Annotated in this window: 23 protein-coding genes; 9 read left to right on the forward strand and 14 right to left on the reverse strand. The window is 70.3% G+C overall.

All coding sequences use genetic code 11. The features are described 5' to 3' along the window. Positions 1-3 precede the first annotated feature (3 nt). Together AC07VM_RS12925 and AC07VM_RS12930 are read right to left on the reverse strand one after the other, a co-directional pair. A complete protein-coding gene (locus AC07VM_RS12925; RefSeq protein ID WP_494911571.1) occupies positions 4-1,650 on the reverse strand; it encodes a hypothetical protein in 1,647 nt (548 codons plus the stop codon). Continuing rightward, complete coding sequence (locus tag AC07VM_RS12930) at positions 1,650-1,943, reverse strand: hypothetical protein (protein ID WP_494911573.1); 294 nt, start codon at positions 1,941-1,943, stop codon at positions 1,650-1,652. Before AC07VM_RS12930 ends, AC07VM_RS12925 begins: the two co-directional genes overlap by 1 nt. A 292-nt stretch (positions 1,944-2,235) precedes the next feature. Here AC07VM_RS12930 and AC07VM_RS12935 point away from each other — a divergent pair, with 292 nt between their 5' ends. The 6 genes from AC07VM_RS12935 to AC07VM_RS12960 all read left to right on the forward strand — a co-directional run bounded on the left by AC07VM_RS12935 (position 2,236) and on the right by AC07VM_RS12960 (position 10,193). Next, positions 2,236-2,325 carry a potassium-transporting ATPase subunit F gene (locus AC07VM_RS12935; protein WP_017201862.1) on the forward strand — a complete coding sequence of 30 codons (90 nt, stop codon included), beginning with the start codon at positions 2,236-2,238 and terminating at the stop codon, positions 2,323-2,325. After that, the gene (gene kdpA, locus AC07VM_RS12940) at positions 2,325-4,004 is read left to right on the forward strand and encodes a potassium-transporting ATPase subunit KdpA (RefSeq protein ID WP_494911575.1); all 1,680 of its coding nucleotides are present in this window, start codon (positions 2,325-2,327) and stop codon (positions 4,002-4,004) included. Before AC07VM_RS12935 ends, kdpA begins: the two co-directional genes overlap by 1 nt. A 2-nt stretch (positions 4,005-4,006) precedes the next feature. Next, positions 4,007-6,289, forward strand: coding sequence for a potassium-transporting ATPase subunit KdpB (gene kdpB / locus AC07VM_RS12945; RefSeq protein ID WP_267416984.1), 2,283 nt, complete (start codon positions 4,007-4,009; stop codon positions 6,287-6,289). Positions 6,290-6,364: 75 nt separating this feature from the next. Continuing rightward, positions 6,365-6,967: a potassium-transporting ATPase subunit KdpC gene (gene kdpC / locus AC07VM_RS12950; RefSeq protein ID WP_267416983.1), complete on the forward strand. Its 603-nt coding sequence runs from the start codon at positions 6,365-6,367 to the stop codon at positions 6,965-6,967. Next, positions 6,964-9,525 (forward strand): ATP-binding protein, encoded by a 2,562-nt coding sequence (locus AC07VM_RS12955; protein ID WP_267416982.1) that lies wholly within the window; start codon positions 6,964-6,966, stop codon positions 9,523-9,525. Before kdpC ends, AC07VM_RS12955 begins: the two co-directional genes overlap by 4 nt. Continuing rightward, positions 9,522-10,193, forward strand: coding sequence for a response regulator (locus AC07VM_RS12960; protein ID WP_267416981.1), 672 nt, complete (start codon positions 9,522-9,524; stop codon positions 10,191-10,193). The genes AC07VM_RS12955 and AC07VM_RS12960 overlap by 4 nt, the downstream gene beginning before the upstream one ends. A 63-nt stretch (positions 10,194-10,256) precedes the next feature. On the opposite strand, the gene AC07VM_RS12965 is transcribed toward AC07VM_RS12960, so the two are convergent. Both AC07VM_RS12965 and AC07VM_RS12970 read right to left on the reverse strand, forming a co-directional pair. Continuing rightward, positions 10,257-11,048 (reverse strand): TspO-related membrane protein, encoded by a 792-nt coding sequence (locus AC07VM_RS12965; protein ID WP_494911578.1) that lies wholly within the window; start codon positions 11,046-11,048, stop codon positions 10,257-10,259. 101 nt (positions 11,049-11,149) lie between these two features. Further along, the gene (locus AC07VM_RS12970) at positions 11,150-11,716 is read right to left on the reverse strand and encodes a TetR/AcrR family transcriptional regulator (RefSeq protein ID WP_494911580.1); all 567 of its coding nucleotides are present in this window, start codon (positions 11,714-11,716) and stop codon (positions 11,150-11,152) included. A 96-nt stretch (positions 11,717-11,812) separates the two neighbouring features. Between AC07VM_RS12970 and AC07VM_RS12975 the strand changes: the two genes are divergently transcribed. Further along, positions 11,813-12,655: an alpha/beta fold hydrolase gene (locus AC07VM_RS12975; RefSeq protein WP_494911582.1), complete on the forward strand. Its 843-nt coding sequence runs from the start codon at positions 11,813-11,815 to the stop codon at positions 12,653-12,655. A gap of 106 nt (positions 12,656-12,761) precedes the next feature. On the opposite strand, the gene AC07VM_RS12980 is transcribed toward AC07VM_RS12975, so the two are convergent. Beyond that, complete coding sequence (locus AC07VM_RS12980) at positions 12,762-13,466, reverse strand: ThuA domain-containing protein (RefSeq protein ID WP_494911584.1); 705 nt, start codon at positions 13,464-13,466, stop codon at positions 12,762-12,764. Between the two features lie 3 nt (positions 13,467-13,469). Next, the gene (locus AC07VM_RS12985) at positions 13,470-14,915 is read right to left on the reverse strand and encodes an NAD-dependent succinate-semialdehyde dehydrogenase (protein WP_494911585.1); all 1,446 of its coding nucleotides are present in this window, start codon (positions 14,913-14,915) and stop codon (positions 13,470-13,472) included. 122 nt (positions 14,916-15,037) lie between these two features. On the opposite strand from AC07VM_RS12985, the gene AC07VM_RS12990 reads away from it, so the two are divergent. Further along, on the forward strand, positions 15,038-16,075 hold the full coding sequence (locus AC07VM_RS12990) for a LacI family DNA-binding transcriptional regulator (protein WP_267416973.1): 1,038 nt from the start codon (positions 15,038-15,040) through the stop codon (positions 16,073-16,075). A gap of 29 nt (positions 16,076-16,104) precedes the next feature. On the opposite strand, the gene AC07VM_RS12995 is transcribed toward AC07VM_RS12990, so the two are convergent. The 4 genes from AC07VM_RS12995 to AC07VM_RS13010 all read right to left on the reverse strand — a co-directional run bounded on the left by AC07VM_RS12995 (position 16,105) and on the right by AC07VM_RS13010 (position 20,392). Continuing rightward, positions 16,105-16,971, reverse strand: coding sequence for a carbohydrate ABC transporter permease (locus AC07VM_RS12995; RefSeq protein ID WP_267416972.1), 867 nt, complete (start codon positions 16,969-16,971; stop codon positions 16,105-16,107). Further along, the gene (locus tag AC07VM_RS13000; RefSeq protein ID WP_267416971.1) at positions 16,968-17,906 is read right to left on the reverse strand and encodes a carbohydrate ABC transporter permease; all 939 of its coding nucleotides are present in this window, start codon (positions 17,904-17,906) and stop codon (positions 16,968-16,970) included. The genes AC07VM_RS12995 and AC07VM_RS13000 overlap by 4 nt, the downstream gene beginning before the upstream one ends. Before the next feature lie 58 nt (positions 17,907-17,964). Beyond that, a complete protein-coding gene (locus tag AC07VM_RS13005; RefSeq protein WP_494911587.1) occupies positions 17,965-19,260 on the reverse strand; it encodes an ABC transporter substrate-binding protein in 1,296 nt (431 codons plus the stop codon). Between the two features lie 112 nt (positions 19,261-19,372). Then, a complete protein-coding gene (locus AC07VM_RS13010) occupies positions 19,373-20,392 on the reverse strand; it encodes a hydroxyacid dehydrogenase (RefSeq protein WP_494911588.1) in 1,020 nt (339 codons plus the stop codon). A 116-nt stretch (positions 20,393-20,508) separates the two neighbouring features. On the opposite strand from AC07VM_RS13010, the gene AC07VM_RS13015 reads away from it, so the two are divergent. Continuing rightward, positions 20,509-21,483, forward strand: a complete 975-nt coding sequence (locus AC07VM_RS13015; protein ID WP_494911589.1) for an aldo/keto reductase — start codon at positions 20,509-20,511, stop codon at positions 21,481-21,483. Here AC07VM_RS13015 and AC07VM_RS13020 read toward each other — a convergent pair. The 4 genes from AC07VM_RS13020 to AC07VM_RS13035 are packed head-to-tail and all read right to left on the reverse strand — an operon-like array spanning position 21,450 to position 25,312. Continuing rightward, the gene (locus AC07VM_RS13020; RefSeq protein WP_494911591.1) at positions 21,450-22,412 is read right to left on the reverse strand and encodes a siderophore-interacting protein; all 963 of its coding nucleotides are present in this window, start codon (positions 22,410-22,412) and stop codon (positions 21,450-21,452) included. The two genes, AC07VM_RS13015 and AC07VM_RS13020, sit on opposite strands and share 34 nt — an antisense overlap. After that, the gene (locus tag AC07VM_RS13025) at positions 22,402-23,202 is read right to left on the reverse strand and encodes an ABC transporter ATP-binding protein (RefSeq protein WP_494911592.1); all 801 of its coding nucleotides are present in this window, start codon (positions 23,200-23,202) and stop codon (positions 22,402-22,404) included. Before AC07VM_RS13025 ends, AC07VM_RS13020 begins: the two co-directional genes overlap by 11 nt. Further along, positions 23,199-24,272, reverse strand: a complete 1,074-nt coding sequence (locus tag AC07VM_RS13030) for a FecCD family ABC transporter permease (protein WP_494911594.1) — start codon at positions 24,270-24,272, stop codon at positions 23,199-23,201. Before AC07VM_RS13030 ends, AC07VM_RS13025 begins: the two co-directional genes overlap by 4 nt. Further along, positions 24,269-25,312, reverse strand: coding sequence for a FecCD family ABC transporter permease (locus tag AC07VM_RS13035; RefSeq protein ID WP_494911596.1), 1,044 nt, complete (start codon positions 25,310-25,312; stop codon positions 24,269-24,271). The genes AC07VM_RS13030 and AC07VM_RS13035 overlap by 4 nt, the downstream gene beginning before the upstream one ends. Positions 25,313-25,315: the final 3 nt, after the last annotated feature.

A 25,315-nucleotide genomic window follows, 5' to 3' on the forward strand; every position in this document is an offset into this window, starting at 1 on the left:
ACGTCACTCTTGGACCAGCCTTCGCATGTCTTGCAGCGCGCCCTTGTTGTCCGGATCATCCGTCGCGATGAGGGTGTGGTTCTCGGTCAGCACCCGGAAGTAGTCGGGCGGGAGGCTGACCGTCGGACGGCCGAGGCTGCGACCATCGGCCCGATCGAGGACGTCGTCATCCGGCCCCACGTAGTAGTCGCCGTGTTCGAAGGCGGGGTGTGAGCGCGGATTGTTGCGGTTCCACACGATGCCCATCTGCTGGCCCTCCTGAAGGACGTCCCGGTAGGAGAAGTCGGCGTACACGGTGTGGGGATCCGGTCTCCACTCCGGCGGCATCCCCGCGCCGGACAGGGAGAGGACCTTGTCGAACTCGGCGCCCGCCACCTCGGAACTCGTCACATCCGCCAACCCCCAGCTGAACCCGATCGCGTCCTGCTCGGCCGTCGCCACGGACGGATCCACCCGCATGCCCGCCTCGAACCGTGCCAGTTGCCGACCGGCCTCTTCCGCACGGTCGTGGTCGTTCGCCTCGCGGATCCGGAGCATGTTCGCTCCGCCGGCCTCCGCATCCTCCCCGGGGAACGCACCGTCCTTGTACACGAATGCGGCCGTGCCGGGGATGTTCTTCATCATCGATGTCGCGACCTGCTGCACGTTCCCCGCGTAGAAGTCCGCCAGGCTCGTGAACGTCCCGGGCACGTAGGTGATCACGCGCTCCACCGGGGTGGCCAGATCGCCGACGACCTCGACGATGCGGGAGAAGTCGCGGTCGTAGAGATACAGCTGCACGGCGCCGCTGAGCACCTTCCCGAGGTAGGCGATCTCCCTCGTGAGGAAGACCGCCCGCTCGGAACCTTCCGGCTCCTGGTCGAGCTCCTGCTGCGCCGCATCGATCCATCCGGACGCACACAGCCGGTTCGCCCGCACCCGCGCGACGGCGGGGAGTCCGTCCATCCCGCCGAGGAGCGCCGGTTGCGCGGCGATCAGCTCCTCCTGCAGCTCCGGATGGGCGAGCCACAGCCTCAGCACGTCCGCCGGGACGTCGGCCGCGAGCAGGTCGTCCAGGAGGTGTCGAGACTCGAAAGTGAGCACCGCGCCCCGCTCGATCCGCAGACCGTGAACGGCCGCGTCGTAGGCCTCGTCCCACGCCCCGAAGTGGAACTCGTATCGCGCCCAGAGGTCGTCGAGCATCTCCTCGACCCGTCGGCGATCCGCGATCCGTTCGGCCGCGATGCCCTCGGCCCGCTGCGACGCGGCCGGATCATCACCACGTGCTGCGGCGAGCGCTCCGTGACCCGCCGCGTCCGACGCCGCAGTCAGGGTCTCGCAGGCCGCATGCGCGTCCTCGATCTCCTCGATCAGGGCGTTCGCCGCGCGCGCGTGCGCGTCATGAGCCAACGCATACGTGGACAGCACCGCGGAGAGCACCTGTGCGACCGCGACGTGCGGGCCGATGACCGACAGGATCGCGAGAGAATCGGCGCGCGCCGCCGAGACCGCCTGCCCCATCCCCGCCAGCCCGGTTCCGCGCGCCGACGCACCCCGCAGCGCACTCAGGTGTTCGGCGACGATCTCGAGCTGATCGACCCACCCCGACATCGTGCCGACGTCACCCGCGATGCGCTCGAGGGGATACCCCCGCCTCGGTGATGTCAGCATCACGGAGCCCCCTCCCCGGAAAGCTCCTCATCGAGTTCCGAGTACTCCGACGCGATCGCGAAGAGAGCCGCGCCGAGTGCCGACCCGGCATCGCCGTGTCCGGCGGTCGCATCGTGCAGCTGATCCATCCTGCGGTTCAGCTCCGCCTTCAGCTGGTACCGGCCGAGGGGAGCCCCGACGCCCGGATCATCGCCGCGGAGACGGGACGCGTCGAACTGGAGCTGCGTCGCCGCTTCCGTGAGGTCGGCAGCGCACGCGTCGAGATCGTCGTAGAACAGGTCGACAGCAGTCATCGATGCACCTCCGGTCTCCGCACGAACACTCTATGTCCTCATTCGAGGACGGTGCGACGATTCGCGATATATCTGTTCGCAGTGGCGGCGGGTGCGCTCGGCGGCCACGGGAGCACCGTCGCTGTGAGCAACCCGCATGCATCCGCTCCGGAGGCGTAGGGGAAGCGTGAGGATGGCAGCCGCGAGCGCTGTGCGGGAGTTGTATCGACTCCGTGCTCGACATCATCTACATCGCGCTGACTCTCGCGCTGTTCGCCCTCGTGTCCCTGGTCGCGAAGGGGGTGGATCGCGCATGATCGTCTTCGAGATCCTGGCCGCCGCCCTCGCCGTCGCCGCCGTCGTCTATCTCGTGGTCGCGCTCGTCGCACCGGAGAGGTTCTGATGGACGCGTCCGTCTGGTTCGGCATCCTGCAGATCACGGCCGTCGTGGTCGTGCTCGTACTCCTCTACCGCCCCCTGGGCGACTACATCGCCCACGTGTACACCTCGGCGCGCGACCTCCGGGTCGAGCGCGGCGTCTACCGACTCATCGGCGTCGACCCATCCTCCGAGCAGACCTGGCGCGCCTACGCCCGCAGTGTGCTCGCCTTCTCGGTCGTCGGCGTCCTGCTCGTCTACGGACTGCAGCGACTCCAGGCGTTCCTGCCCCAGTCGCTCGGGCTCCCTGCCGTGCCGGAGGGGCTGGCGTTCAACACCGCAGCCTCGTTCGTGGCCAACACCAACTGGCAGTCCTACTCGCCGGAGCAGACCATGGGCTACACCGTGCAGCTCGCCGGGCTCACGGTGCAGAACTTCGTGTCGGCGGCCGTCGGTCTCACGATCGCGATCGCGCTGATCCGCGGACTCGCCCGCCGCGGCTCGTCGACGATCGGGAACTTCTGGGTCGACCTCATCCGCGGTCTCGGGCGTCTCCTGCTCCCGCTCGCCCTGATCGGCGCCGTGGCCCTCCTGGCCGGCGGCGTGATCCAGAACTTCGCGGGCTTCACCGATGTCACCACGGTGTCGGGCGGCACGCAGACGATCCCGGGGGGACCGGTCGCCTCACAGGAGGCGATCAAGCTGCTCGGCACCAACGGCGGCGGCTTCTTCAACGCCAACTCCGCGCACCCCTTCGAGAACCCGACCGGCTTCACGAACCTGGTGCAGGTGCTGCTGATCCTCGTCATCCCGTTCGCACTCCCCCGCACGTTCGGCCGCATGATCGGCGACCACCGACAGGGTTACGCGATCGCGGCCGTCATGGGCACGCTCTTCCTCATCTCGACGTTCGCGCTCTCGGCCCTCGAGCTGGCCGGCCGCGGCACCGCCCCCGAGCTCGCCGGCGCGGCGATGGAGGGCAAGGAGGTGCGCTTCGGCATCCTGAGCTCGACGCTGTTCGGCAGCGCCAGCACGCTCACCTCCACCGGCGCGGTCAACTCGATGCACGACTCCTACACGGCACTCGGCGGCATGATGCCGATGCTGAACATGATGCTCGGCGAGGTCGCCCCCGGCGGCGTCGGCTCGGGTCTCTACGGGATGCTCGTGCTCGCGATCATCGCCGTCTTCGTGGGCGGGCTGCTCGTCGGACGCACACCCGAGTACCTCGGCAAGCGGATCGGGCCGCGGGAGATCAAGCTCGCGAGCCTGTACATCCTCGTCGTCCCGGCTCTGGTCCTCGGCGGCACCGCCCTGAGCTTCGCGATCCCCGGCATCCGGGAGGACGTGGAGTCCACCAGCATCCTGAACCCGGGCGTGCACGGCATGAGCGAGGTGCTCTACGCGTTCACCTCGGCCGCGAACAACAACGGCTCGGCGTTCGCCGGACTCACCGCGAACACCCCGTGGTTCAACACCGCGCTCGGCGTCGCCATGCTCCTCGGACGCTTCCTCCCCATCGTGCTCGTGCTGGCACTGGCCGGCTCGTTCGCGGCGCAGGAGCGCGTTCCGGCCACCACCGGCACACTGCCCACCCACCGGCCGCAGTTCGTCGGCCTCCTCCTCACCGTGACGGTCGTCGTGACGGCGCTCACCTACTTCCCCGTGCTCGCACTGGGCCCCCTCGCTGAAGGACTCGTCTGACCATGACCCTCATCACCGACGCCTCGACTCCCGCCGATCACTCGACGACCGAGCCGCCCGCGCAGCACCCCCGCTCCTTCGGCTGGGCACAGCTCGTGCAGGCGCTCCCCGGGGCCCTGCGCAAGCTGAACCCGGCGGCACTGGTCCGCAACCCCGTCATGCTCCTCGTCTGGGTCGGCGCCGCGTTCACCACCGTGCTCGCGATCGCCGAGCCGTTCCTGGGCGGCCCCGCCGACTCCGGCGGCACGCCGGTCCCTGCACCGTTCACGTGGGGCATCGCCGCGTGGCTGTGGCTCACGGTCCTGTTCGCGAACGTCGCCGAGTCGGTGGCCGAGGGCCGCGGCAAAGCCCAGGCCGCAAGCCTGCGCAAGACCCGCACCAGCACCATGGCCCGGCGGGTGGTCGCCTACGACCAGGGAGCGGATGCCGCCGCCGAGCACGCCGCGACCACCCAGGTCTCCTCGGCCGAGCTGCAGCGCGACGACGTCGTGATCGTCACCGCCGGCGAGCTGATCCCCGGCGACGGCGACATCGTCTCGGGCATCGCGACCGTCGACGAGTCGGCCATCACGGGCGAGAGCGCTCCGGTGATCCGCGAATCCGGCGGCGATCGCAGTGCCGTGACCGGCGGCACCCGCGTGCTGTCCGACCGGATCGTCGTGCGCATCACCTCGAAGCCCGGCGAGACCTTCGTCGACCGGATGATCGCGCTCGTCGAAGGCGCCAGCCGTCAGCGCACGCCCAACGAGATCGCCCTGAACATCCTGCTCGCCAGCCTCTCGATCATCTTCCTGGTCGTCGTGCTCGCGCTGAACCCGATCGCGTCGTACGCCGCATCGCCCGTCAGCATCCCGGTGCTGATCGCCCTGCTCGTCTGCCTCATCCCGACCACCATCGGCGCCCTGCTGTCGGCCATCGGCATCGCCGGCATGGACCGGCTCGTGCAGCGCAACGTGCTCGCGATGTCCGGACGCGCGGTCGAGGCCGCCGGCGACGTCACCACGCTGCTGCTCGACAAGACCGGCACCATCACCTACGGCAACCGCCGCGCGCACGAGGTGCTGCCCCTCCCCGACATCGACGCCGACGAGCTGCTGCGCGTCGCGGCGCTGTCGTCGCTCGCGGATCCGACCCCCGAGGGCGCCTCGATCGTCGAGCTCGCCGCCGCGCACGGCATCCGGGTCATCGCCCCGGAGGATGCGGTGGTCGTCCCGTTCACGGCGCAGACCCGCATGAGCGGACTCGACCTGGCGGACGGCACGCAGATCCGCAAGGGCGCCGGCTCCGCGGTGCGGGCCTGGCTCGGGCTCGACGCGGAGGATGCGGAGCTGACGGCCCGCACGGACTCCGTCGCCTCCAGCGGCGGCACTCCCCTCGTCGTCGCCGTTCGCGGTGCGGACGTTTCGTCTCGTCGCTCCGCTCCTCGCTCAACGACCGATGCCCGGTCGGACGATGCCCGGTCGGACGATGCGCTGTCGGACGGTGCCCGGTCGGCCGAGGCCCGGTCGTCGAGCGAGCGCAGCGAGACGAGACGCCCCGTCGACGGACGCGTCCTCGGCGTCGTGCACCTCAAGGACATCGTGAAGGACGGCCTGCGCGAGCGCTTCGACGAGCTGCGCAGCATGGGCATCCGCACGGTCATGATCACCGGCGACAACCCGCTGACCGCGAAGGCCATCGCCGCGGAGGCCGGCGTCGACGACTTCCTGGCCGAGGCGACGCCGGAGGACAAGCTGGCCCTCATCCGCCGCGAGCAGGAGGGCGGACGCCTGGTCGCGATGACGGGCGACGGCACCAACGATGCTCCGGCCCTCGCCCAGGCCGACGTCGGCGTGGCGATGAACACCGGCACCTCGGCCGCGAAGGAGGCCGGCAACATGGTCGACCTCGACTCGGATCCGACCAAGCTGATCGACATCGTCCGCATCGGCAAGCAACTGCTGATCACGCGCGGAGCACTCACCACGTTCTCGCTCGCGAACGACATCGCGAAGTACTTCGCCATCATCCCGGCGATGTTCATGGGGGTCTTCCCCGGCCTCGCGGCGCTGAACATCATGCAGCTGCACTCCCCGGCATCCGCCGTCACCAGCGCGATCATCTTCAACGCGATCGTGATCGTCTTCCTCATCCCACTCGCCCTGCGCGGTGTGAAGTACCGCCCGGCGAGCGCCGCCCAGATCCTGCAGCGCAACCTGCTCATCTACGGCCTCGGCGGTGTGATCGCACCGTTCATCGGCATCAAGCTCATCGACCTCGTCGTCAGCCTCATCCCGGGCTTCTGACCGGGCCTGCGTTTCGTCTCTGCGTTTCGTCTCGCTTCGCTCGCTCAACGACCGGTCAGCTCTGAAAGGCATCACATGTCCTCCTCTCGCATCACCCTCCGCACCACCGGGGTCGCCATCCGCGCGATGCTCGTCCTCACCCTCGTGCTCGGCGTCGGGTACACGCTCCTCGTCACCGGGATCGGTCAGCTCGCGCTCCCCGGACAGGCGAACGGCTCGCCCCTGCCCGGCGACCGGGGCAGCGCGCTGATCGGCCAGTCCTTCACGGATGCCGACGGCGATGCCCTGCCCGAGTACTTCCAGTCACGGCCCTCCGCAGCCGGTGACGGCTACGACGGCGCCGGCTCCAGCGGCAGCAACCTCGGCCCCGAGAACCCCGACCTCGTCGCCGCCATCAGCGAGCGCAAGGCCGCGATCGCGGAGCGCGAGGGCGTCGATCCGTCCGAGGTCCCCGCCGATGCGGTCACCGCCTCCGGCTCGGGCCTCGACCCGCACATCAGCGTCGCCTATGCCCTGCTCCAGGTGCCGCGCGTGGCCGAGGCGCGCGGCCTCTCGGAACAGAAGGTGCGCGGCCTCGTGGAGTCTAGGATTCAAGGGCGGGATCTGGGATTCCTCGGCGAAGAGCGCATCAACGTCGCCGAACTCAACCTCGCTCTGGATGACGGGGAGGGCGCGTGAGCGCAGATCGGACGCATCGCTCGACACCCGAGCAGCCGCGCCGCGGACGCCTTCGCGTCCTGCTGGGCGCGGCTCCCGGCGTGGGCAAGACGTTCGAGATGCTCGCCGAAGGACGTCGGCTGCGGGAGGAGGGCCACGACGTCGTCATCGCGATCGTCGAGACGCATGAGCGCGCGGCCACCCTGGCGCAGACCGTCGGGCTGCCCGAGGTCCCCCGTCGCATCGACGACCACCGTGGCGTCGCCCTCACCGAGCTCGACCTCGATGCCGTGCTCGCCCGCGCCCCGGAGATCGCGCTCGTCGACGAGCTCGCACACACCAACAGTCCCGGCTCGCGACACCGGAAGCGCTGGCAGGACGTCGACGACCTGCTCGATGCCGGCATCGACGTGATCACCACGGTGAACGTGCAGCACATCGAATCGCTCAACGCCGTGGTCGAGAAGATCACGGGCATCGCGCAGCAGGAGACGATCCCGGATGCCGTGGTGCGGGCCGCGGACGAGGTCGAGGTGGTCGACCTCGCTCCGCAGTCCCTGCGCGATCGGCTCTCCGCCGGGCTCGTGTATCCGGCCGAGCGGATCGACGCCGCGCTGTCGAACTACTTCCGGCTCGGCAACCTGACCGCCCTGCGCGAGCTCGCTCTGCTCTGGCTCGCCGACGAGGTCGACAGCGCCCTGCGCACGTACCGCGCCGAGCAGGGCATCGAGGGCACGTGGCAGGCCAGGGAGCGGGTCGTCGTCGCGCTCACCGGCGGGCCGGAGGGCGAGACCCTGCTGCGGCGAGGTGCGAGGATCGCCGCTCGCTCCGCCGGCGGGGAGCTGCTCGCCGTGCACGTCACGGCGCAGGACGGACTGCGCGACGAGACACCCGGAGCACTCGCCGCGCAGCGCGCCCTCGTGGAATCGCTCGGCGGCACCTACCACCAGGTCGTCGGCGATGACATCCCCGCCACCCTGGTCGAGTTCGCGCAGGGAGCCGACGCCACCCAGCTCGTGATCGGCGTCAGCCGACGCGGTCGACTCACCGCCGCGCTCACCGGACCCGGCATCGGCTCGGAGGTGATCCGCCGCTCCGGCGACATCGACGTGCACATCGTGACGCACGCCGCCGCGGGCGGACGGCTGGCCCTGCCGCGGATGACGGGCGGCGCGCTCGGGTGGCGACGTCAGGTGCTCGGCTTCGCGGTCGCGCTCGTCTTCGGACCGCTGCTGTCCTGGGTGATGTTCACGTTCCGCAGTCCGGAGTCGATCACGGCCGAGGTGCTCGCCTACCAGCTCCTCGTCGTCGTGGTCGCCCTCATCGGCGGCATCCGCCCGGCGGTGTTCGCCGCGGTGCTGTCGGGGATCACGCTCGACTTCCTGTTCGTCGCCCCGCTGTTCACCATCACGATCGCCCACCCGCTGCACGTGCTCGCCCTCACGCTGTACGTCGTGATCGCGATCCTGGTGAGCCTCATCGTCGACCAGGCAGCCCGGCGCGCCCGCATCGCCCAGCGCGCCGCCGCGGAGGCCGAGCTGCTCGCCGCCGTCGCCGGCAACGTGCTGCGCGGCGACAACGCGGTGCTCGCCCTGGTGAGCCGCACCCGGGAGGCGTTCGGACTCAGTGGTGTGCGACTGCTCGCGCCCGACGGCGAGGTGCTCGCGAGCGATGGGGAGCCGGTGGCGGACGGCCGGGCCACCACGATCCCGGTCGGCATCGGCCCCGGCGGAGGCCCCCGCGCGGTGCTCGAGCTCAACGGCGAGGCGCTCGCCGGACCCGAGCGGCGACTGCTCGACGCGATCGTCGCGCAGCTGTCCGCCGCGATCGAGCACACCGACCTGCGGGCGACCGCCAGCGAGGCCGAGGCTCTCGCCGAGACCGACCAGGTGCGCAGCGCCCTGCTCTCGGCCGTGAGTCACGACCTCCGGCGCCCGCTGGCCTCGGCCGTCGCGGCGATCGGCGGGCTGCGCGGCGCCCACGAGCTCTCGGCCTCGGATCGCGAGGAGCTGCTCGCCACGGCCGACGAGAGCCTCGCGACCCTGTCGACGCTGGTCACCGACCTGCTCGACGTCAGCCGCGTGCAGGCGGGAGTGCTCGCCGTCTCGGCCTCGCGGATGGACGCAGCCGGCACCGTTCTCGCTGCGGTCGACGAGCTCGGACTCGGACCGGCCGACGTCGAACTCGCCCTCGACCCCGATCTGCCGCCCGTGTTCGCCGACCCCGTGCTGCTGCAGCGCGTGCTGGTCAACGTGCTCGCCAACGCGCATCGCCATGCCCCGGACGGCAGCCGGGTGATCATCTCCACGAGCGCGCTCGGCGACCACGCGGAGATCCGGGTGATCGACCGCGGGGAGGGCGTCTCACCCGAGCGGCGGGACCGCATCTTCCAGCCGTTCCAGCGCTTCGGCGACACCGACAACACGACGGGGCTCGGTCTCGGACTCGCCCTGTCGCGCGGTTTCACCGAGGGCATGGGCGGTACCCTGACACCCGAGGACACCCCTGGCGGCGGACTCACCATGGTCATCTCCCTGCCGCTCGGCGCAGGGCTCACCGACACGGAGGGGACGGAGTGAAGCTCCTCATCGCCGACGACGACCCGCAGATGGTGCGGGCGCTGCGGATCACCCTCGCCGCCCACGGGTACGAGGTCGTGGTGGCCGCCGACGGTGCCGCCGCGATCGCCGCGGCCGCGCAGACGCATCCCGACCTCATCATGCTCGACCTCGGGATGCCGCGGCTCGACGGCATCGAGGTGATCCAGGCGCTGCGCGGATGGACGAACGTGCCGATCATCGTGGTGTCCGGTCGCACGGGATCCGCCGACAAGGTCGAGGCCCTGGACGCGGGGGCCGACGACTTCGTGACGAAGCCCTTCCAGGTCGACGAGCTGCTCGCCCGGCTGCGGGCGCTCTCGCGTCGATCCGTGCCGGCGAACGGGGAGTCGGCCGTGACGTTCGGCGACGTGGTGGTGGACCTCGCCACGAAGACCGTGACCCGTGGCGGCACGCGCGTGCATCTGACCCCGACGGAGTGGCGGATGCTGGAGCACCTGTCGCGGCACCCCGGCGCCCTGGTCACCCGGCAGGACCTGCTCAAGGAGATCTGGGGCAGCGAGCAGGTGTCCGACTCGGGCTACCTGCGGCTGTACATGTCACAGCTGCGCAAGAAGCTCGAACAGGAGCCGGGCGCTCCCGCGCATCTGCTCACCGAGACCGGGATGGGCTACCGCCTCGTGCTCTGAGCGGTCGGATGCCCCGGACGGCACCCGCTGGCGCTGTTTCCCCGCGCCTTCCGATGCGAGGTGTCAGCGCCGCACGCGAGCCCGCCGGCGCACCGACGCGATGACCGCCACGGCCACCAGCGCCACGGCCACGACGATCGCGGCGATCGCGGTGGGGGTGCTCTCCGGCTGCCCCGTGAGGCGACCGACCGCGAGCCACACCAGGCCCCAGGCCGTCGCGAGGGCAGGGGCGAGGCGGCCGGTCACCCACGCCGCGGCGGCGCCGATCACCAGGACCACGACGAGCACGGCGACGGCCCAGACGTCCGCCTGCTGCGCCCAGCCGTCGGGAGCGATCTGCGTCAGCCAGGCGGCCGTGTTGGCGACGGTCGCGATCGTGACCCAGCCGAAGTGCAGGCCGTTCGCTCCGTCGGTCAGCACGCGGTCGGTGATGCTGCGCGCCGGGAAGCGCCCCAGCACCACGATGACCCGCGCGAGCAGCGCCAGCAGCAGCGCGATCACGACCACCGTCAGCCAGAGGGAGAGATACCGGGCTGTCACGAGCCAGAGGCCGTTCAGCACCATCGACACGGCGATCCATCCGCCCACGGCCTGCTGCCGCGGATCCTGTCGCTGCGCCGGGAACGCCTGCCACACCGTGTAGGCGATCAGGCCGAGGTAGATCAGCGACCAGATCGAGAATGCGGGACCGGCGGGAGCGAGGTAGGAGCCCTGCGCGGAGAGCGCACCATCCTGAAGGTCGTCGACCGACGCCCCGCCGAAAGCCCCGGCGCCGACGGACGCCGCGATCAGCATGAACGACGCCGCCGCGATGATCAGGCTCTGCCGGGCGATGCCCCTCGTCCGTGATTCCATGTCCCGAACGCTACGGGCGCAGGGGCCGAACCGCACCGGGGTTGACACCGCGAAACACTTTCGCTAACCAGGTTAGCCAATCCGAAAGCTGCGGATCACGCTCAGACCCGGGCGAACGCCGCGTCGATGAGGACCTCGGCGGCCCCGCGCGCCTGGACGGCCACGGTGGGATCCGCGGAGATCGCGGCCGTGCTCTGCGCCCCCTCCGCGAGGATCGACAGCTGCGCCGCGAGCGCATCGGGTGCACCGGTCTCGGCGACGAGCGCGGCCATGTACTCCTGGAAGGACGCCTTGTGCGCGCGGACGATCTCGGCGACATCCGGATTCGTCCCGCCGAGCTCCCCGAAGGCGTTGATGAACGCGCACCCCCGGAAGTCGTCGGCGCAGAACCAGTTCTCGAGGTAGCCGTAGACCGCGAGGAGGCGGGCGCGGGGGTCGTCACCGGCCTCGGCTACCGCGGCGGAGAGCCCCGCCTCCCACTCGGCGTGCTTGCGCGCGAGCACGGCGGCGACGATGTCGGTCTTCGCGGGGAAGAGCGAGTACAGGCGGCGCAGCGACACGCCGGCGGACTGGCGCAGCTCGTCCATCCCGACAGCCGCATACCCCTTGCGGTAGTAGAGCTCCTCCGCGGCGGTGAGGATGCGCTCGCGAGCCTCGTCTTCGGTCATACCCAGAAGTTTACTTGACACGAGAACGAACGTTCTCTATGTTGGTCATATCGAGCGAGAACGATCGTTCTCACCGGGACCGAAAGGATCAGGATCATGGGCTACATCACCGTCGGCAACGAGAACAGCACCCCGATCGAGCTCTACTACGAAGACCAGGGAGCCGGCCAGCCCGTCGTCCTGATCCACGGCTACCCGCTCGACGGCCACAGCTGGGAGCGCCAGACGCGCGAGCTGCTCGACCAGGGCTACCGCGTCATCACCTACGACCGTCGCGGCTTCGGGCAGTCCTCGAAGGTGAACGCCGGGTACGACTACGACACCTTCGCCGCCGACCTGAACACGGTGCTCGAGACCCTCGACCTGCGTGACGTGGTGCTCGTCGGCTTCTCGATGGGCACCGGGGAGCTCGCCCGCTACGTCAGCCGCTACGGACACGAGCGCGTCGCCAAGCTGGCCTTCCTCGCGTCGCTCGAGCCCTTCCTGGTGCAGCGCGACGACAACCCCGAGGGCGTGCCGCAGGAGGTCTTCGACGGAATCGAGGCCGCGGCGAAGGGCGACCGCTTCGCCTGGTTCACCGACTTCTACAAGAACTTCTACAACCTCGACGAGAACCTCGGATCGCGCATCAGCGAGGAGGCCGTGACCGGCAGCTGGAACGTCGCCATCGGCAGCGCCCCCGTCGCCGCCTACGCCGTCGTGTCGTCCTGGATCGAGGACTTCCGCGCCGACGTCGAGGCCGTGGCCGCCGCAGCGAAGCCCACCCTGATCCTGCACGGCACGAAGGACAACATCCTCCCGATCGACGCGACCGCCCGCCGGTTCCACCAGGCCGTGCCCGCGGCCGACTACGTCGAGGTCGACGGCGCGCCGCACGGCCTGCTCTGGACCCACGCCGACGAGGTCAACGCGGCGCTGAAGGACTTCCTGGCGAAGTAGTCCCGCTCGACGCTCCGGCTGAAACGGAGACGATCCGCCTCGCCGTCGGCATGTCACTCGATGACACGCCGACGAGCGGGCGGATCGTCTCCGTTTCGGCGTCGGGTCAGACCTCGCGCAGCCACCGCAGGGTGCGGGCGAGCAGCTCGCGATGACCCGCCGACGCATACGAGCGCGAGTCGTGCCCGAGCGCGTCGTAGACCACCCTCGACGGGCCGAGCTCGCGCGTCCATACGAGCGGGTGCCGCACGCCGTCGTGCTCGTGCCACGCCAGCCGGTCGATCTCGGCATCCAGCCGGAGGTCGGTGTAGCGCTCGTCGTCGACGGCGAAGTCATGCAGCCCGGTGGCGAGCGGGTGCTCCGGATCCAGCCGCACCTGCGCCGCGCCGAAGTCCGGATGCCACGACCGACCGCGCACCCATCGTCCGCCGAGGGCGCGCTCGTAGCTCGGGTAGTCCCGCAGGCTCGCCGCCGCCGAGTGCACCGCGAGGATGCCGATGCCGCGTTCGAGCCCGGCCGCGAGGGCGGCATCCCCCTCCGCGAGGGACGCGACGGGTTGCTCGCGCTCGATTCCCGGCGCCTGCGCATCGGTCGGATCGTCGGCATCCGGACCCTCGGGGTCGCCCGCGTTGACGACGAGCAGCCGCACGCCGTCGTCGAGTCGACGCAGGGCTCCGTCGACATCGGTCTCGATCCGCGGGGAGAAGCCGGCGGCGCGTACGAGCTCGGCCAGCAGCGGACTGGTCTCCGGATACGGGTGCCACGGATCGGCGTACCGTCCGGTCCCCGTGAGGATGAGCGCATCGACCATGATCTAGCCCTGCGAGATCAGCTTCTTGACCAGGTACTCGTGCACGGCTTCGGGGCCGCCCTCCGAGCCGAAGCCGCTCTCCTTGCGTCCGCCGAAGAACGTGTCCCGGGCGCCGACGCCGAACTTGTTGACGCTCACCATCCCGACGTCCAGGCGACGCGGCAGACGCAGCGCCCGGTCGGCATCCTTCGTGAACACGTAGGCGGCGAGGCCGTACGGGAGGGCATTCGCCCGGGCGATCACCTCGTCCTCGTCGGTGAACACGCTCGTGGCCGCGATCGGTCCGAAGGGCTCATCGTGCATCACGAGGGCGTCGTCCGGGACGTCGGCGAGGAGCGTGGCCGGCCAGTAGTAGCCGACGCTGTCGTCTCCCGAACCGCCGGCGACGACCGTCGCCCCGCGCTCGACCGCGTCCTCGATGAACGGGGCCATCGCGTCGTAGCGGCGCGAGTTCGCGAGCGGTCCCATCTCCGTCGCCTCGTCGAAGCCGTCACCGGTGCGTGCGGCCGCGAGGAGCTCGCCGAAGCGGGCGACGAACTGCGCGTGGACCGACTCGTGCACGTAGAAGCGCACGGGAGACCCGCACGACTGCCCCGTGTTGTGGAGCTTGGCGCCGAGGGCCTGCCGCGCGACCTCCTCCACGTCGACGTCGTCGAAGACCAGGACCGGTGCGTGTCCGCCGAGCTCGAGCATCACGGGCTTCGCCGCGTCTCCGGCCAGGCGGGCGAGGTGCTTGCCCACGCCGATCGACCCCGTGAACGAGACCTTGCGGATGACGGGCGAGGCGATCAGCGTCTCGGAGATCTGCGCCGGGTCGCCGAACAGCATGCTCAGCACGCCGTCGGGCAGACCGGCGTCGACGAGGGCGTCCGCGAGGGCGACGGCGCTGGCGGGGGTCTCCTCCGCGGGCTTGATGACGACCGTGCAGCCGGCGGCGAGGGCGGCGGCGACCTTGCGCCCCGGCACCGTGAGGGGATAGTTCCACGGCGTGAAGGCGGCGACCGGACCCACCGGCTCGGTGACGACCAGGGTGCGCCCCTCGTCTCCGGCGGTGGGGAGGACGACCCCGTAGGCGCGGGGCGCCTCGGTGGCCAGGGAGTCGATGATGTCGGCGGTGTAGTCGACCTCGCCGAGCGAGTCGCCGTAGGGCTTGCCGTTCTCGAGCGTCATGGCACGGGCGATCGGCTCGCGTCGGTCGCGCAGCAGCTGTGCCGCACGCATGAGGATCGCGGCGCGGTGGTGCGGCGAGGTGTCCCGCCACGCTTCGGCGGCACGACCGGCGCCGGCGAGCGCATCGGCGATGTCCTCCGCCGTCGCGAGCGGCACCCGCCCGATCACCTTCCTGGTCGCCGGGTTCTCCACGGCGGCCGTCTCACGGTCGGCGGCGCCGATGCGCCGTCCGTCCACCAGAAGCTCGATCTCCGGGTATCCGGATTCCGTTGACGTCATGGAAGCACCTCAGATCCTCTGGGTGGGAATGCGCTGTCCCACATGTCTTGATTGTTACCAATGGTAAGCCTGATAGAAGCAGAAAGCGCATTCCTGCATGGTTCGCGATAGTCTTCTTCACGATGACTCTCGATGCGCGTGGCGGACGACCGCCCACCCTCTCGGACGTCGCACGCCTGGCCGGCGTCTCCCAGTCGACCGCGTCGCGCGTCGTGAACGGCTCGGCTCGGCGCGTCGACGACGGATACCGCGAACGCGTGCTCGGCGCGGCGCGTCAGCTCGGCTACGCGCCGAACATCGCGGCGCAGGCCGTGGCGCGGGGCGCATCGCACCGGATCGCCCTCATCACGGGCGGCATCGCGGACGCCTACTTCTCGGCGATGACCGCGGCGATCATGAACGCGGCGGAGGAGATCGACCTGCGCGTCTCCCTCGCCGTCAGCTCGCGCCGCACCGAGCGCGAGCTCGAGCTGGTCCGCGAGCTCCGCGGCGAGCAGCCGCGCGCGATCATCCTCGCCGGCACCGGCTACACCGACTCGCGTTCCGATCCGGCCGTCGAGGCCGAGCTGCTGCGCTACCAGGAGACCGGCGGGCGCGTGGTGCTGATCAGCCGCACCGACATGCCGTTCGAGACCGTGTACTTCGACAACTTCGAGGGCGCTCGTCGCCTCGCGGTCGAGATGGTGGCGCGTGGCTACCGCTCGCCGCTGCTCCTGGGGAGCGACCTGCCGCTGCGTTCCATGCAGGAGCGGATCGACGGCTTCACGGCCGGCTTCGCGGAGGCCGGCATCGCGATCCCGCCGTCGCGCGTGCTGCGGCCCGGGTTCCACTGGGACGGCGCGCGGGAACTCCTGGCGACGCTCGACGACGACGTCCTCGCGTCGGCGGATCTCGTGTTCGCCGTGACCGACGTCCTCGCCCTGGGCGCACTGAACGGCCTCCGCGAGCGCGGCATCGAGACCCCGGGGCGGATCGGCGTCGCCGGGTTCGACGACATCACGACGCTGCGCGATGTCGTGCCGCCCCTCACGAGCGTGCACGTGCCGCTCGACGAGGTGGCCGCCGAGGCGATCCACCGCGCCACGGCCGCGCCCGAGGACCTGCGCCGACGCGTCATCCCCACCCACCCGGTGGTGCGCGCGAGCACACCGCCCCGCTGAGTCCGAGGGCGACGTGCGGCGCCGGCGGGTCATGCCTTGACACCGCCCGACATGAGGTCGAGACGCCAGAACCGCTGCAGCGACAGGAACAGGGCGACGACCGGGATGATCGCGATCGCCGCACCCGTGATCACGAGCGAGTAGAGCGCGGCCTGGGAGGCGCCGGCGCGGAGCATCGCGTAGAGCCCGAGAGTGAGCGGGAACTTCGAGTCGTCCGTCAGCATGATGAACGGCAGCAGGAAGTTGTTCCAGATCGCGATGAACTGCAGCAGGAACACGGTCACCAGGGCGGGTGACATCAGCCGCAGACCCGTCGACAGGAAGATGCGCCATTCCGTGGCCCCGTCGATGCGCGCGGCCTCCATGATCTCGTTCGGCACCGACGCCTCGGCGTAGATCTTGCACAGGTAGATCGCGTACGGACTCACCAGCAGCGGCAGGATCACCGAGAAGTAGTTGTTGGTCATGCCGAACTGCGCCAGCAGCAGGTACTGCGGGATCGCGAGCATGATCTGGGGCAGCAGCACGGCCGCGACGATGATCCGGAAGATCGACGTGCTCCCCCGGAACCGGTACTTGGCGAGGGCGTACCCCGCGGCTGCGGCGATGAGCGTCGAGGCGATGCCGCCGCCGCCCGCGTAGAGCGCGGAGTTGAGCATCCAGCGCCCGAAGATGCCGTCGCGGTAGGCGAGCAGCTCGGCGATGTTCTCGAACAGGCCGCCGGTGAACGACGGGAGCGCGGTGGGCGTGGAGAACAGCTCCGTGCTGCTCTTGGTCGCCGCGATCACGATCCACAGCACCGGCAGCACGCAGTACAGCGCGCCGACGAACAGGACGATCGTGGAGAAGAGGTTGGTGCGGCTCCGACGCCGAGGGCTGGACACGACGGCGGTCATCGCTTCTTTCCGATCAGGATTCCGACACGGTTCACGAGGACGGATGCCCCGACCGTGAGCACCACGAGCAGCAGCGAGGTGGCCGCGGCGCGGTGGATGTCGTCGTTGACGAAGGCGTCGGTGTAGACCTTCATCAGGGGCACCCAGGTCGACGAGATCGCGTTCGCGAGCGGGCGCAGGGTCGTCGGCTCGTTGAACAGCTGCAGGGCGCCGAGCACGGAGAAGAGCGAGCACATCACGATCGCCGGCCGGATCAGCGGCAGCTTGATGCGCAGCGCGATCTGGAGCTCGCCGGCACCGTCGAGCTTCGCGGCCTCGTACATCTCCTGCGGCAGCCCGCGCAAGGCCGTGTACATGATCACCATGTTGAAGCCGACCACTCCCCAGACGGCGATGTTCGCGACGGAGAAGAAGATCTCCGTCCCCCCGAAGAAGTCGATGACCTCGCCGCCGATCGGACTGGTGGCCGGAAGGTAGAGGAAGCCCCAGAGCAGGGAGGCGATCACACCGGGGACCGCGTAGGGCAGGAAGATGAGGATCCGCCAGACGCCGATGAGGCGGGTGCGGTCCGCATCCAGGCAGAGCGCGAAGAGCGCGGCGAGGATGATGGTGCCCGGCACGCCGATGCCCGCGACGATCAGCATGCGTCCGAGGCCCGCCCACAGCTCGGAGTCGAGGAAGGCGGCGACGTAGTTCTCGATCCCGACGAACTCGAGCGTCGAGTCCCCGCCCAGCAGTCCACCGGAGATCCGGCGCTGCATCAGGCTGAGGATGAGCGCGTAGATCGCCGGGGCGAGGGTGAAGAGGGCGAGCAGGATCAGAGCAGGCGTCAGCAGCGCGAGTGCGAAGCCGGCGTTCGTCCTCTGTCGACGTCGGCCGCGCGGTTCTTCCTCGGTCCGCCGGCTCGATCGCCGCGGGGCGGTGGTGGTGGTCACGTCTGTCCTTCTCTCGGGACGGTGGGCGGGGCGACTGCGCCCCACCCACCGGGAAATGCTATTTCTCGACGGTGAAGCCGAGCTTCTCCATGTCGGCGACCGTGGTCTCCTGCATGTTCTTCAACACGTCGGAGAAGGACGAGCCGGATTCGATGGCCGCGGCGAAGCCGTCGTTGTACGCGCCGAACGTGACCGTCGCGTTCGGACCCCAGAGGTCGAACGTGCGCGCCCCCTCGGAGATCTTCGCGACCGTCGAGTAGTAGTCGGGCTGGTTCGGCATGTACGCGGGAGGCGTCTGCAGGGCGTCGAGCTTCTGCCCGTTGATGGCCGCCGGGAAGATGTTGATCTTCTCGACCTGGAGAGCGAGCGCCTCGTCGCTGGTGTTGAACCAGTCGATGAACGCGGCCGCCTCCTTCGGGTGCTTCGAGTCGGTGGTGACGGCCGTCGCCGACCCGCCCCAGATGCCCGTGGTGGCGTCGCCCGCGTTCCAGTCCGGAAGCGCGGTCATCGTCCACTTGCCCTTGGTGTTGGGGGCGATGCCGCCGAACTGGGCGGGGGCCCAGGCACCGGAGATCCATCCGGCGTACGTGCCGTCGTCCATCTCCTTGTTCCACTGCGGCGACCAGAACGGCTCGCCCTTGATGACGCCCTCGTCGATCAGACCCTGCCAGTAGTCGGCGACCTTCACCGAGTCGGCGTCGTCGATCGCGACCTTCCAGGTGTCGCCCTCGGCGGACCACCAGTTCGCCCCCGCCTGCTGGGTGAGACCGGTGAACCAGCCCGGGTCCGCCGAGCTGAACGTGCCGAGGTACTTGCTCGGGTCGGCCTCGTGCAGCTTGCGGGCGACGTCGGCGTACTCGTCCCACGTGGTGGGCGGCGTGAGGCCGTACTGCTCGAAGATGTCGTGCCGGTAGAAGAACACCAGCGGCGCGAAGTCCTGGGGCAGGCCGAAGACCTTGCCGTCGAACGACACCTGGTCGAAGGCCGCGGGCGTGAAGCTGTCGGCCGCGTCCTTCGTGTACTCGGTGATGTCGGCGGCGACCCCGTTCGCGACGAGTGCCGGCAGCGCCTGGTACTCGACCTTCACGATGTCGGCGGCGTCACCGGACTTGTGCGCGGTGAGGATGCGGCTGACGAGTTCGTTGCCGCCGGCGGGGTCGGTGACCTCGACCTGGATGTCGGGGTGCGACTCGTTCCAGACCTTCGCGATCTCGGGCATCGACGGGTCCCACGACCACATCTGCAGCGTGACGGGCCCGCTGCTCTCGTTCTCGGTTCCGGTTCCGGCGCCGCAACCGGCGAGCAGCGCGGCAGAGGCGACGATCGCCCCGGCGGCCAACAGGGTCCTTCTCATGGTGCATCTCCTTTGATGGGGGGAATGTCTTCGGGTAGACGGAGGGAAAGCGATGTCGGAATGCGCTTTCCCTAGAGAATAAGGATACGTCGCATGGCTGTCAAGCCGCTGCTCACGCCATCGCCGCGAGCTCGCCGAGCGACACGGCGTGCGCCGCGTCCTCACCGCGGGAGACCCTCTGCACCTCGCCGACGACGGACTCCCCCAGACGGCGGAGCTCGTTGCCCAGCGCGCCCGCGATGTGCGGGGTGACGATCACCGACGGCGACTCGAGGAGCACATGCCCCGCGGGGAGCGGCTCCGGATCCGTGACGTCGAGCACGGCCCGCAGCCGCCCGGCCCGCACCTCGTCGACGAGGGCCGCATGGTCCACGATCGGACCCCGCGCGGTGTTGATCAGGGTCGCTCCGTCGGTCATCAGCCCGAGCAGTCGGCGACTCACGAGACCGACGGTCTCGGGGAGCAGCGGCGCGTGGACGCTCACGATGTCACTGCTCGCGAAGAGCTCGTCGAGGTCGACCACCCGGGCGCCCTCGCGGATCGGATCATCCTCACGCAGATACGGATCGCTCACCGCGACATCGAGGTCGAAGCCGCGCAGCAGCGCGATCACCCGCCGCCCGATCTTCGATGCGCCCAGGATGCCGATGCGGCGCCGATGATTGCCGATCCCCTCGAACAGGGGCGAGAGGTCACGTGCGGGATCCCGGCGGTGGGCCGCCGCGGCCGCCGCGACGCCCTTGCCCTCGAGAAGGATCATGGCGAGCGTGTACTCCGCGACGGGCACGGCGTTCGCCGCGGCCGCGGTCGTCACCCGGATCCCGCGATGCCAGACCTCGGGGTCGAGATGCTCCTTGACCGTTCCCGCCGCGTGGTGGATCGCACGGAGGGCCGGCATGCGGTCCAGCTCCTCCGGCCCGATCCGCGGGCAGCCCCATCCGGTGATGAGCGTGTGGACCTTGTCGAGGCGCGGATCGTCCAGGGTCTGCGTCACCGGGCGATCACCGAAGTCCAGCAGAGCGCCGAGAGCCGCGAACTGCTCGGGAGCGAACAGCTGGGTCACGAGACCGCGTCGCATCACGAACTGCGCGGGCGGGCGCGCGCTCTCCGCCTGGCTCGGGGGAAGGATCATCGATTCTCCTTGTCGGATGCGGCGGCGGCGGGCTACGATCAGTCCGCCGGAAACCGCATTCCGAGAATGTACCAGCATCCGGAATCACGTGACGCACACGAAGGGAGACGATCGCGGTGACGACGTCGAAGATCGCGGCCGGCTCCGGCAGCTGGGTGCAGTGGAACCCGGCGAGCGTCGGAGACGACGTTCCCCTCGCCGAGTCGATCGACCTCGTGCACGAGCTCTTCGAGGACCCGACCGTGCGCGTGCTCGACACCGCGAACAACTACGGCTTCGGAGCCAGCGAAGAGCGGATCGGCATGGCGATCCGGGAGTACGGCATCGTCCCCGACGGCTTCACGATCCAGACCAAGGCGGACCGCGACATGACGACCGGGGACTTCTCCGGCGCCCGCGTGCGGCGTTCCCTCGACGAGAGCCGGACCCGCCTCGGGTTCGACCGTCTCCCGGTGGTCTACCTGCACGACCCCGAGAACATCAGCTGGGAGCAGGCCTTCGCCGCCGACGGTCCGGTCGCCGCGCTGGTCGCGGCTCGCGAAGCGGGGATCATCGGAACCCTCGGCGTCGCGGGCGGGCCCTCCGACCTCATGCGGCGCTATCTCGACACCGGTCTCTTCGAGGCGCTCATCACCCACAACCGCTACACGCTGGCCGACCGCAGCGCCGATCGTCTGCTCGACCACGCGCACGCGCTCGGCGTGCACGTCACGAACGCCTCCCCTTACGGAGGCGGGTTCCTCACCGCCTGGCCGCCGCCCACCGAGCGCTACGCCTACGGCCCCGCAGCACCGAGCGTGCGCCGGACCGCGGAGCAGGCGGCCGCGCTCTGCACCGCAGCCGGCGTCCCGCTCATCGCCGCGGCCCTCGCGTTCTCCACCGAGGATCCTCGCATCGACCGCACGATCATCGGCATGCGCACGGTGGACGACCTGCGGGCCACCAGGGAGCTCCTCGAGGTGACGGTCGACGATGAGCTGCTCGACGCGCTGCGCGGGCTCGACTCGGACCCGCGGGGCTGGCAGGATCCGCCCGCAGACCGACCCTCCGCTCCCCCTCAGCCGCGCATGGCGACACCGCGGCGCCAGTAGCCCATGAAGGCGACCTGCCCGCGGTCGATGCCCAGGTCCTTGACGAGATGCCGGCGCAGCGTGGTGACCACGCCGCTCTCCCCCGCGATCCAGAAGTAGCGTTCGGCCGGGGCCTCGGCCGCCGCGATGTCCTCACCGAGCCCCGAGTACTCCGGCGTCTCCCACACGAGGTCCTCGCCGTCGATGTCCTTCACGCGGATCTCGTCCGCGGCGTCGGCATCCCCGAGGTGGGCGAGCACGGCCGGGATCAGTCGCAGCCCGTGCGGCTCGCCGGCGTCGCGGGGCAGCCAGTGCACCTCGACACCCGAGGGCACGTCGATGCGCAGGATGTCGGCCGGCGACGGCACCTCGATGAACGCGACACCGCGCAGGTCGCGAGGAGCGTCCTCCAGGATCCGGGCGATCGCCGGAGCGGCCGTCTCGTCGCCCGCGAGCACCACCGACGACGCGGTTCCCGGCACGTACTCGGCCCCGCCGTGCGCATCGGCCTCGACACCTCGCCGCGGCCCGACCAGGTAGAGCTCCTGGCCGACCGCCGCCTGGCTGGCCCACAGAGATGCGGGACCGGTCAGTCCGGGCTCCAGGTGCAGCACGAAGTCGACGTCGACCTCGGTCCCGGTCTCCGGGTCGACGCGCAGCTCGCGCACGGAGTAGGTGCGCATGGAGCCGCGCTCCTCCTCCGGCACCGCCAGGAACGCCTGCCACCAGTTGTCGGAGGCGCGGTCGAGCTCCGGCAGCACGCCGGAGGCCGGGGGGAAGACGAGCTTGATGCGGCTGTCGAACACCTCGCCGGGAGTTCCGAACTCGAACAGCTCGTCGCCGCCGAAGGTCACCCGCACGAACGACGGCGAGATGCGCACGACGGCGCGGACCTCGGCGCGGGTGAGGATGTAGGTCGGACGCTCGGTCGTGGTCGTCTCAGCGGACATGGTGCCTCCCGATGGGTGTGACCATCGGCTTCCCGGAGACCGGGTCGCTGGTGATCTGATTGGCGAGGCCGAAGACCTCGTGGACGAGTTCGGCGGTGACGACATCCTGCGGTGCGCCCGTCGCGTGCACCCTGCCGTTCTTCATGGCGACCAGCTCGTCGGCGTAGCGCGCGGCCAGGTTCAGGTCGTGCAGCACCATGACGATCGTGGTGCCGCGCGAGACGCTCAGGTCGGTGAGCAGGTCGAGCACCTCGACCTGGTGCGCGACGTCGAGGAACGTGGTGGGCTCGTCCAGCAGCAGGATGTCGGTCTCCTGCGCCAGGGCCATCGCGATCCACACGCGCTGCCGCTGACCGCCCGAGAGCTCGTCGACACTGCGGTCGGCGAGGTCGGAGATGCCGGTCGCGTCGAGGGCGTCGGCCACCACCTCGTAGTCGTGCGTGCTCCAGCGCGCGAGCATCTTCTGATGCGGATGGCGGCCGCGCCCGACCAGGTCGGCGACCGCGATGCCCTCGGGCGCGACCGGCGACTGCGGCAGCAGGCCGAGGATGCGCGCGACCTCCTTGGTGGGACGCGCGTGCACGGACTTGCCGTCGAGGACGATCTGTCCCTCGGTCGGCGAGAGCAGGCGGGCCAGTGAGCGCAGCAGCGTCGACTTCCCGCATCCGTTCGCGCCGACGATGGTCGTGATCCGGCCCGGGGCGATCTGCAGGTCGAGACCGTCGATGATGGTGCGGTCTCCGTACGCGAGCGTCACCCCGTCAGCGGACAGGCTGTGCGAGACGGTCATAGCGAACCCCCGGAACGGTTGGTGCGGATGAGGAGGTAGATCAGATAGGGCGCGCCGACCACGCCGGTGATGACACCGACGGGGTAGCGGGTGCCGAACGCGAACTGGCCGATCAGATCGCCACCGAGCACGAGCACGGCGCCGACGAATGCCGACGGCAGGAGCAGGTTGGCACCGGGGCCGGTGATGCGCGCGGCGATGGGCCCGGCCATGAATGCGACGAACGCGATCGGTCCGGTCGCCGCGGTCGCGAACGCGAGCAGCGCGACCGCGCCGAGGATGAGCAGCAGGCGCGTGGTGTTCACGCGCACGCCGAGGCCGGCCGCGGAGTCGTCTCCCAGCTGGAGCGTCCCGAGCGCACGACCCTGCGACAACATCAGCGGCACGATGATCGCCGCGGCGATCGCCATCGGCAGCACGCGCTCCCAGGACGCGTTGTTGAGGCTTCCGGTCAGCCACTGCATGGCGGTCTGGATGTCCCAGTTCGGAGCGCGCGAGAGCAGGTAGGAGACGACGCTCTGCAGCATCGCCGCGACGCCGATGCCGATCAGGATCAGTCGCGTGCCGGCGAAGCCGCCCTTGATCGAGAGCAGGTAGATCGTGAAGGCGGTGAGGATCGCGCCGCCGAGCGCGAGCACCGACACGACCGGGCCGTTGACGGACAGCACCACGATGCCGAAGACCGCCGCCGCCCCGGCGCCGTTCGAGATGCCGATGATGTCGGGCGAGGCGAGCGGGTTGCGCAGCATCGTCTGGAAGCAGACACCCGCCATCCCGAAGCCGATGCCGGTGAGGACCGCCAGGATCGCCCGCGGTAGCCGCAGGTCGCCCACCGTGAAGGAGGCGCCGGGCACGGTCTGGCCCAGGATCACGCGGATCACCTCGTCGGGCGTGTAGAAGGTGTTGCCCACCATGAGCGCCACGGCGAAGAGCGCGAGCACGAGGACGCCGAGGACGATCGTGGCGATCGCGTGACGACGATGGCGGGATCGGCGGCCGGACACGATCCGGGCGAGCCGCGCGGAGGCCGGCTCGTCGACCCGATCGAGGGTGTGCTCGGTCGTGCTCACAGCTCACGCACCTTCTGCCGACGGACGATCCAGATGAAGAACGGGGCGCCGATGATCGCGGTGATGATGCCGACCTGGATCTCCTCAGACGACGGGGCGATCACGCGGCCGACGATGTCGCTCGCGGTCAGCAGCGCGGCCCCGGCGAGGGCCGAGAACGGCAGCAGCCAGCGGTGATCGGTGCCGACGAGCATCCGGCACACGTGCGGGATGATCAGGCCGACGAAGCCGATGGGTCCGGCGATGGCCGTCGCGGCGCCGGCGAGGATCACCGCGCCCAGCGCGGACACCATGCGGGTGCGGAGCACGTGCTCGCCGAGCCCCTTCGCCATGTCGTCGCCGAGGGCCAGGGAGTTCATGCCGCGGGCGCAGAGGAAGCAGATCAGCGCGCCGAGCGCGAGGAACGGAGCCGTGAGCGCGATGCGCGGCCACTCCGCGCCGCCCACGCCGCCGATCTGCCAGGACTGGAACGTCTGCATGAGGTCGACGCGGGGCAGCATCACCGCGCTGATGAGCGAGGCGAAGGCGGCCGAGGTGGCCGCGCCGGCGAGCGCGAGCTTGAGGGGCGTCGCGCCTCCGCGTCCGAGCGAGCCGACCGTGTACACGAAGACCGCGGCGAGCCCGGCGCCGGCGATCGCGAACGCCATCTGCCCGTACGGGTCGGTGAGGCCGAAGAACGCGATGCCGCAGACGACGGCGAGCGAGGCGCCGTTCGAGACGCCGAGGATGCCGGGGTCGGCGATCGGATTGCGCGTCACCGCCTGCATCGTCGCCCCGGAGAGCGCGAGCGCGGCGCCGACCAGGAGCGCGAGCACCGTGCGGGGGATGCGCTTGACGATGGCGGCCTGGGCGATCGTGTCGGTGTGACCGCCGAGGGCCGCGACGATGTCGTCGAACGAGACCGCGCGCACGCCGAACGAGACGGAGAGCACGCTGAGGACGAGCAGCACCACCACGCCGACGACGAGCCAGAGGGTGCGCACCAGCACCGGGCGCCGCAGGTCGGCGGCTCCCGGTGCGATGGCGGTTGCTGAGGTCACTGA

The sequence above is a fragment of the Microbacterium sp. GW821-FHT01D02 genome (assembly GCF_059422585.1).

What these genes read in the sequence shown, in the direction of transcription:
- AC07VM_RS12925 (WP_494911571.1), bottom strand. Translation starts at nt 1,650, where the DNA reads ATGCTGACATCACCGAGGCGGGGGTATCCCCTCGAGCGCATCGCGGGT.
- AC07VM_RS12930 (WP_494911573.1), bottom strand. Translation starts at nt 1,943, where the DNA reads ATGACTGCTGTCGACCTGTTCTACGACGATCTCGACGCGTGCGCTGCC.
- AC07VM_RS12935 (WP_017201862.1), top strand. Translation starts at nt 2,236, where the DNA reads ATGATCGTCTTCGAGATCCTGGCCGCCGCCCTCGCCGTCGCCGCCGTC.
- kdpA (WP_494911575.1), top strand. Translation starts at nt 2,325, where the DNA reads ATGGACGCGTCCGTCTGGTTCGGCATCCTGCAGATCACGGCCGTCGTG.
- kdpB (WP_267416984.1), top strand. Translation starts at nt 4,007, where the DNA reads ATGACCCTCATCACCGACGCCTCGACTCCCGCCGATCACTCGACGACC.
- kdpC (WP_267416983.1), top strand. Translation starts at nt 6,365, where the DNA reads ATGTCCTCCTCTCGCATCACCCTCCGCACCACCGGGGTCGCCATCCGC.
- AC07VM_RS12965 (WP_494911578.1), bottom strand. Translation starts at nt 11,048, where the DNA reads ATGGAATCACGGACGAGGGGCATCGCCCGGCAGAGCCTGATCATCGCG.
- AC07VM_RS12970 (WP_494911580.1), bottom strand. Translation starts at nt 11,716, where the DNA reads ATGACCGAAGACGAGGCTCGCGAGCGCATCCTCACCGCCGCGGAGGAG.
- AC07VM_RS12975 (WP_494911582.1), top strand. Translation starts at nt 11,813, where the DNA reads ATGGGCTACATCACCGTCGGCAACGAGAACAGCACCCCGATCGAGCTC.
- AC07VM_RS12980 (WP_494911584.1), bottom strand. Translation starts at nt 13,466, where the DNA reads ATGGTCGATGCGCTCATCCTCACGGGGACCGGACGGTACGCCGATCCG.
- AC07VM_RS12985 (WP_494911585.1), bottom strand. Translation starts at nt 14,915, where the DNA reads ATGACGTCAACGGAATCCGGATACCCGGAGATCGAGCTTCTGGTGGAC.
- AC07VM_RS12990 (WP_267416973.1), top strand. Translation starts at nt 15,038, where the DNA reads ATGACTCTCGATGCGCGTGGCGGACGACCGCCCACCCTCTCGGACGTC.
- AC07VM_RS12995 (WP_267416972.1), bottom strand. Translation starts at nt 16,971, where the DNA reads ATGACCGCCGTCGTGTCCAGCCCTCGGCGTCGGAGCCGCACCAACCTC.
- AC07VM_RS13005 (WP_494911587.1), bottom strand. Translation starts at nt 19,260, where the DNA reads ATGAGAAGGACCCTGTTGGCCGCCGGGGCGATCGTCGCCTCTGCCGCG.
- AC07VM_RS13010 (WP_494911588.1), bottom strand. Translation starts at nt 20,392, where the DNA reads ATGATCCTTCCCCCGAGCCAGGCGGAGAGCGCGCGCCCGCCCGCGCAG.
- AC07VM_RS13020 (WP_494911591.1), bottom strand. Translation starts at nt 22,412, where the DNA reads ATGTCCGCTGAGACGACCACGACCGAGCGTCCGACCTACATCCTCACC.
- AC07VM_RS13025 (WP_494911592.1), bottom strand. Translation starts at nt 23,202, where the DNA reads ATGACCGTCTCGCACAGCCTGTCCGCTGACGGGGTGACGCTCGCGTAC.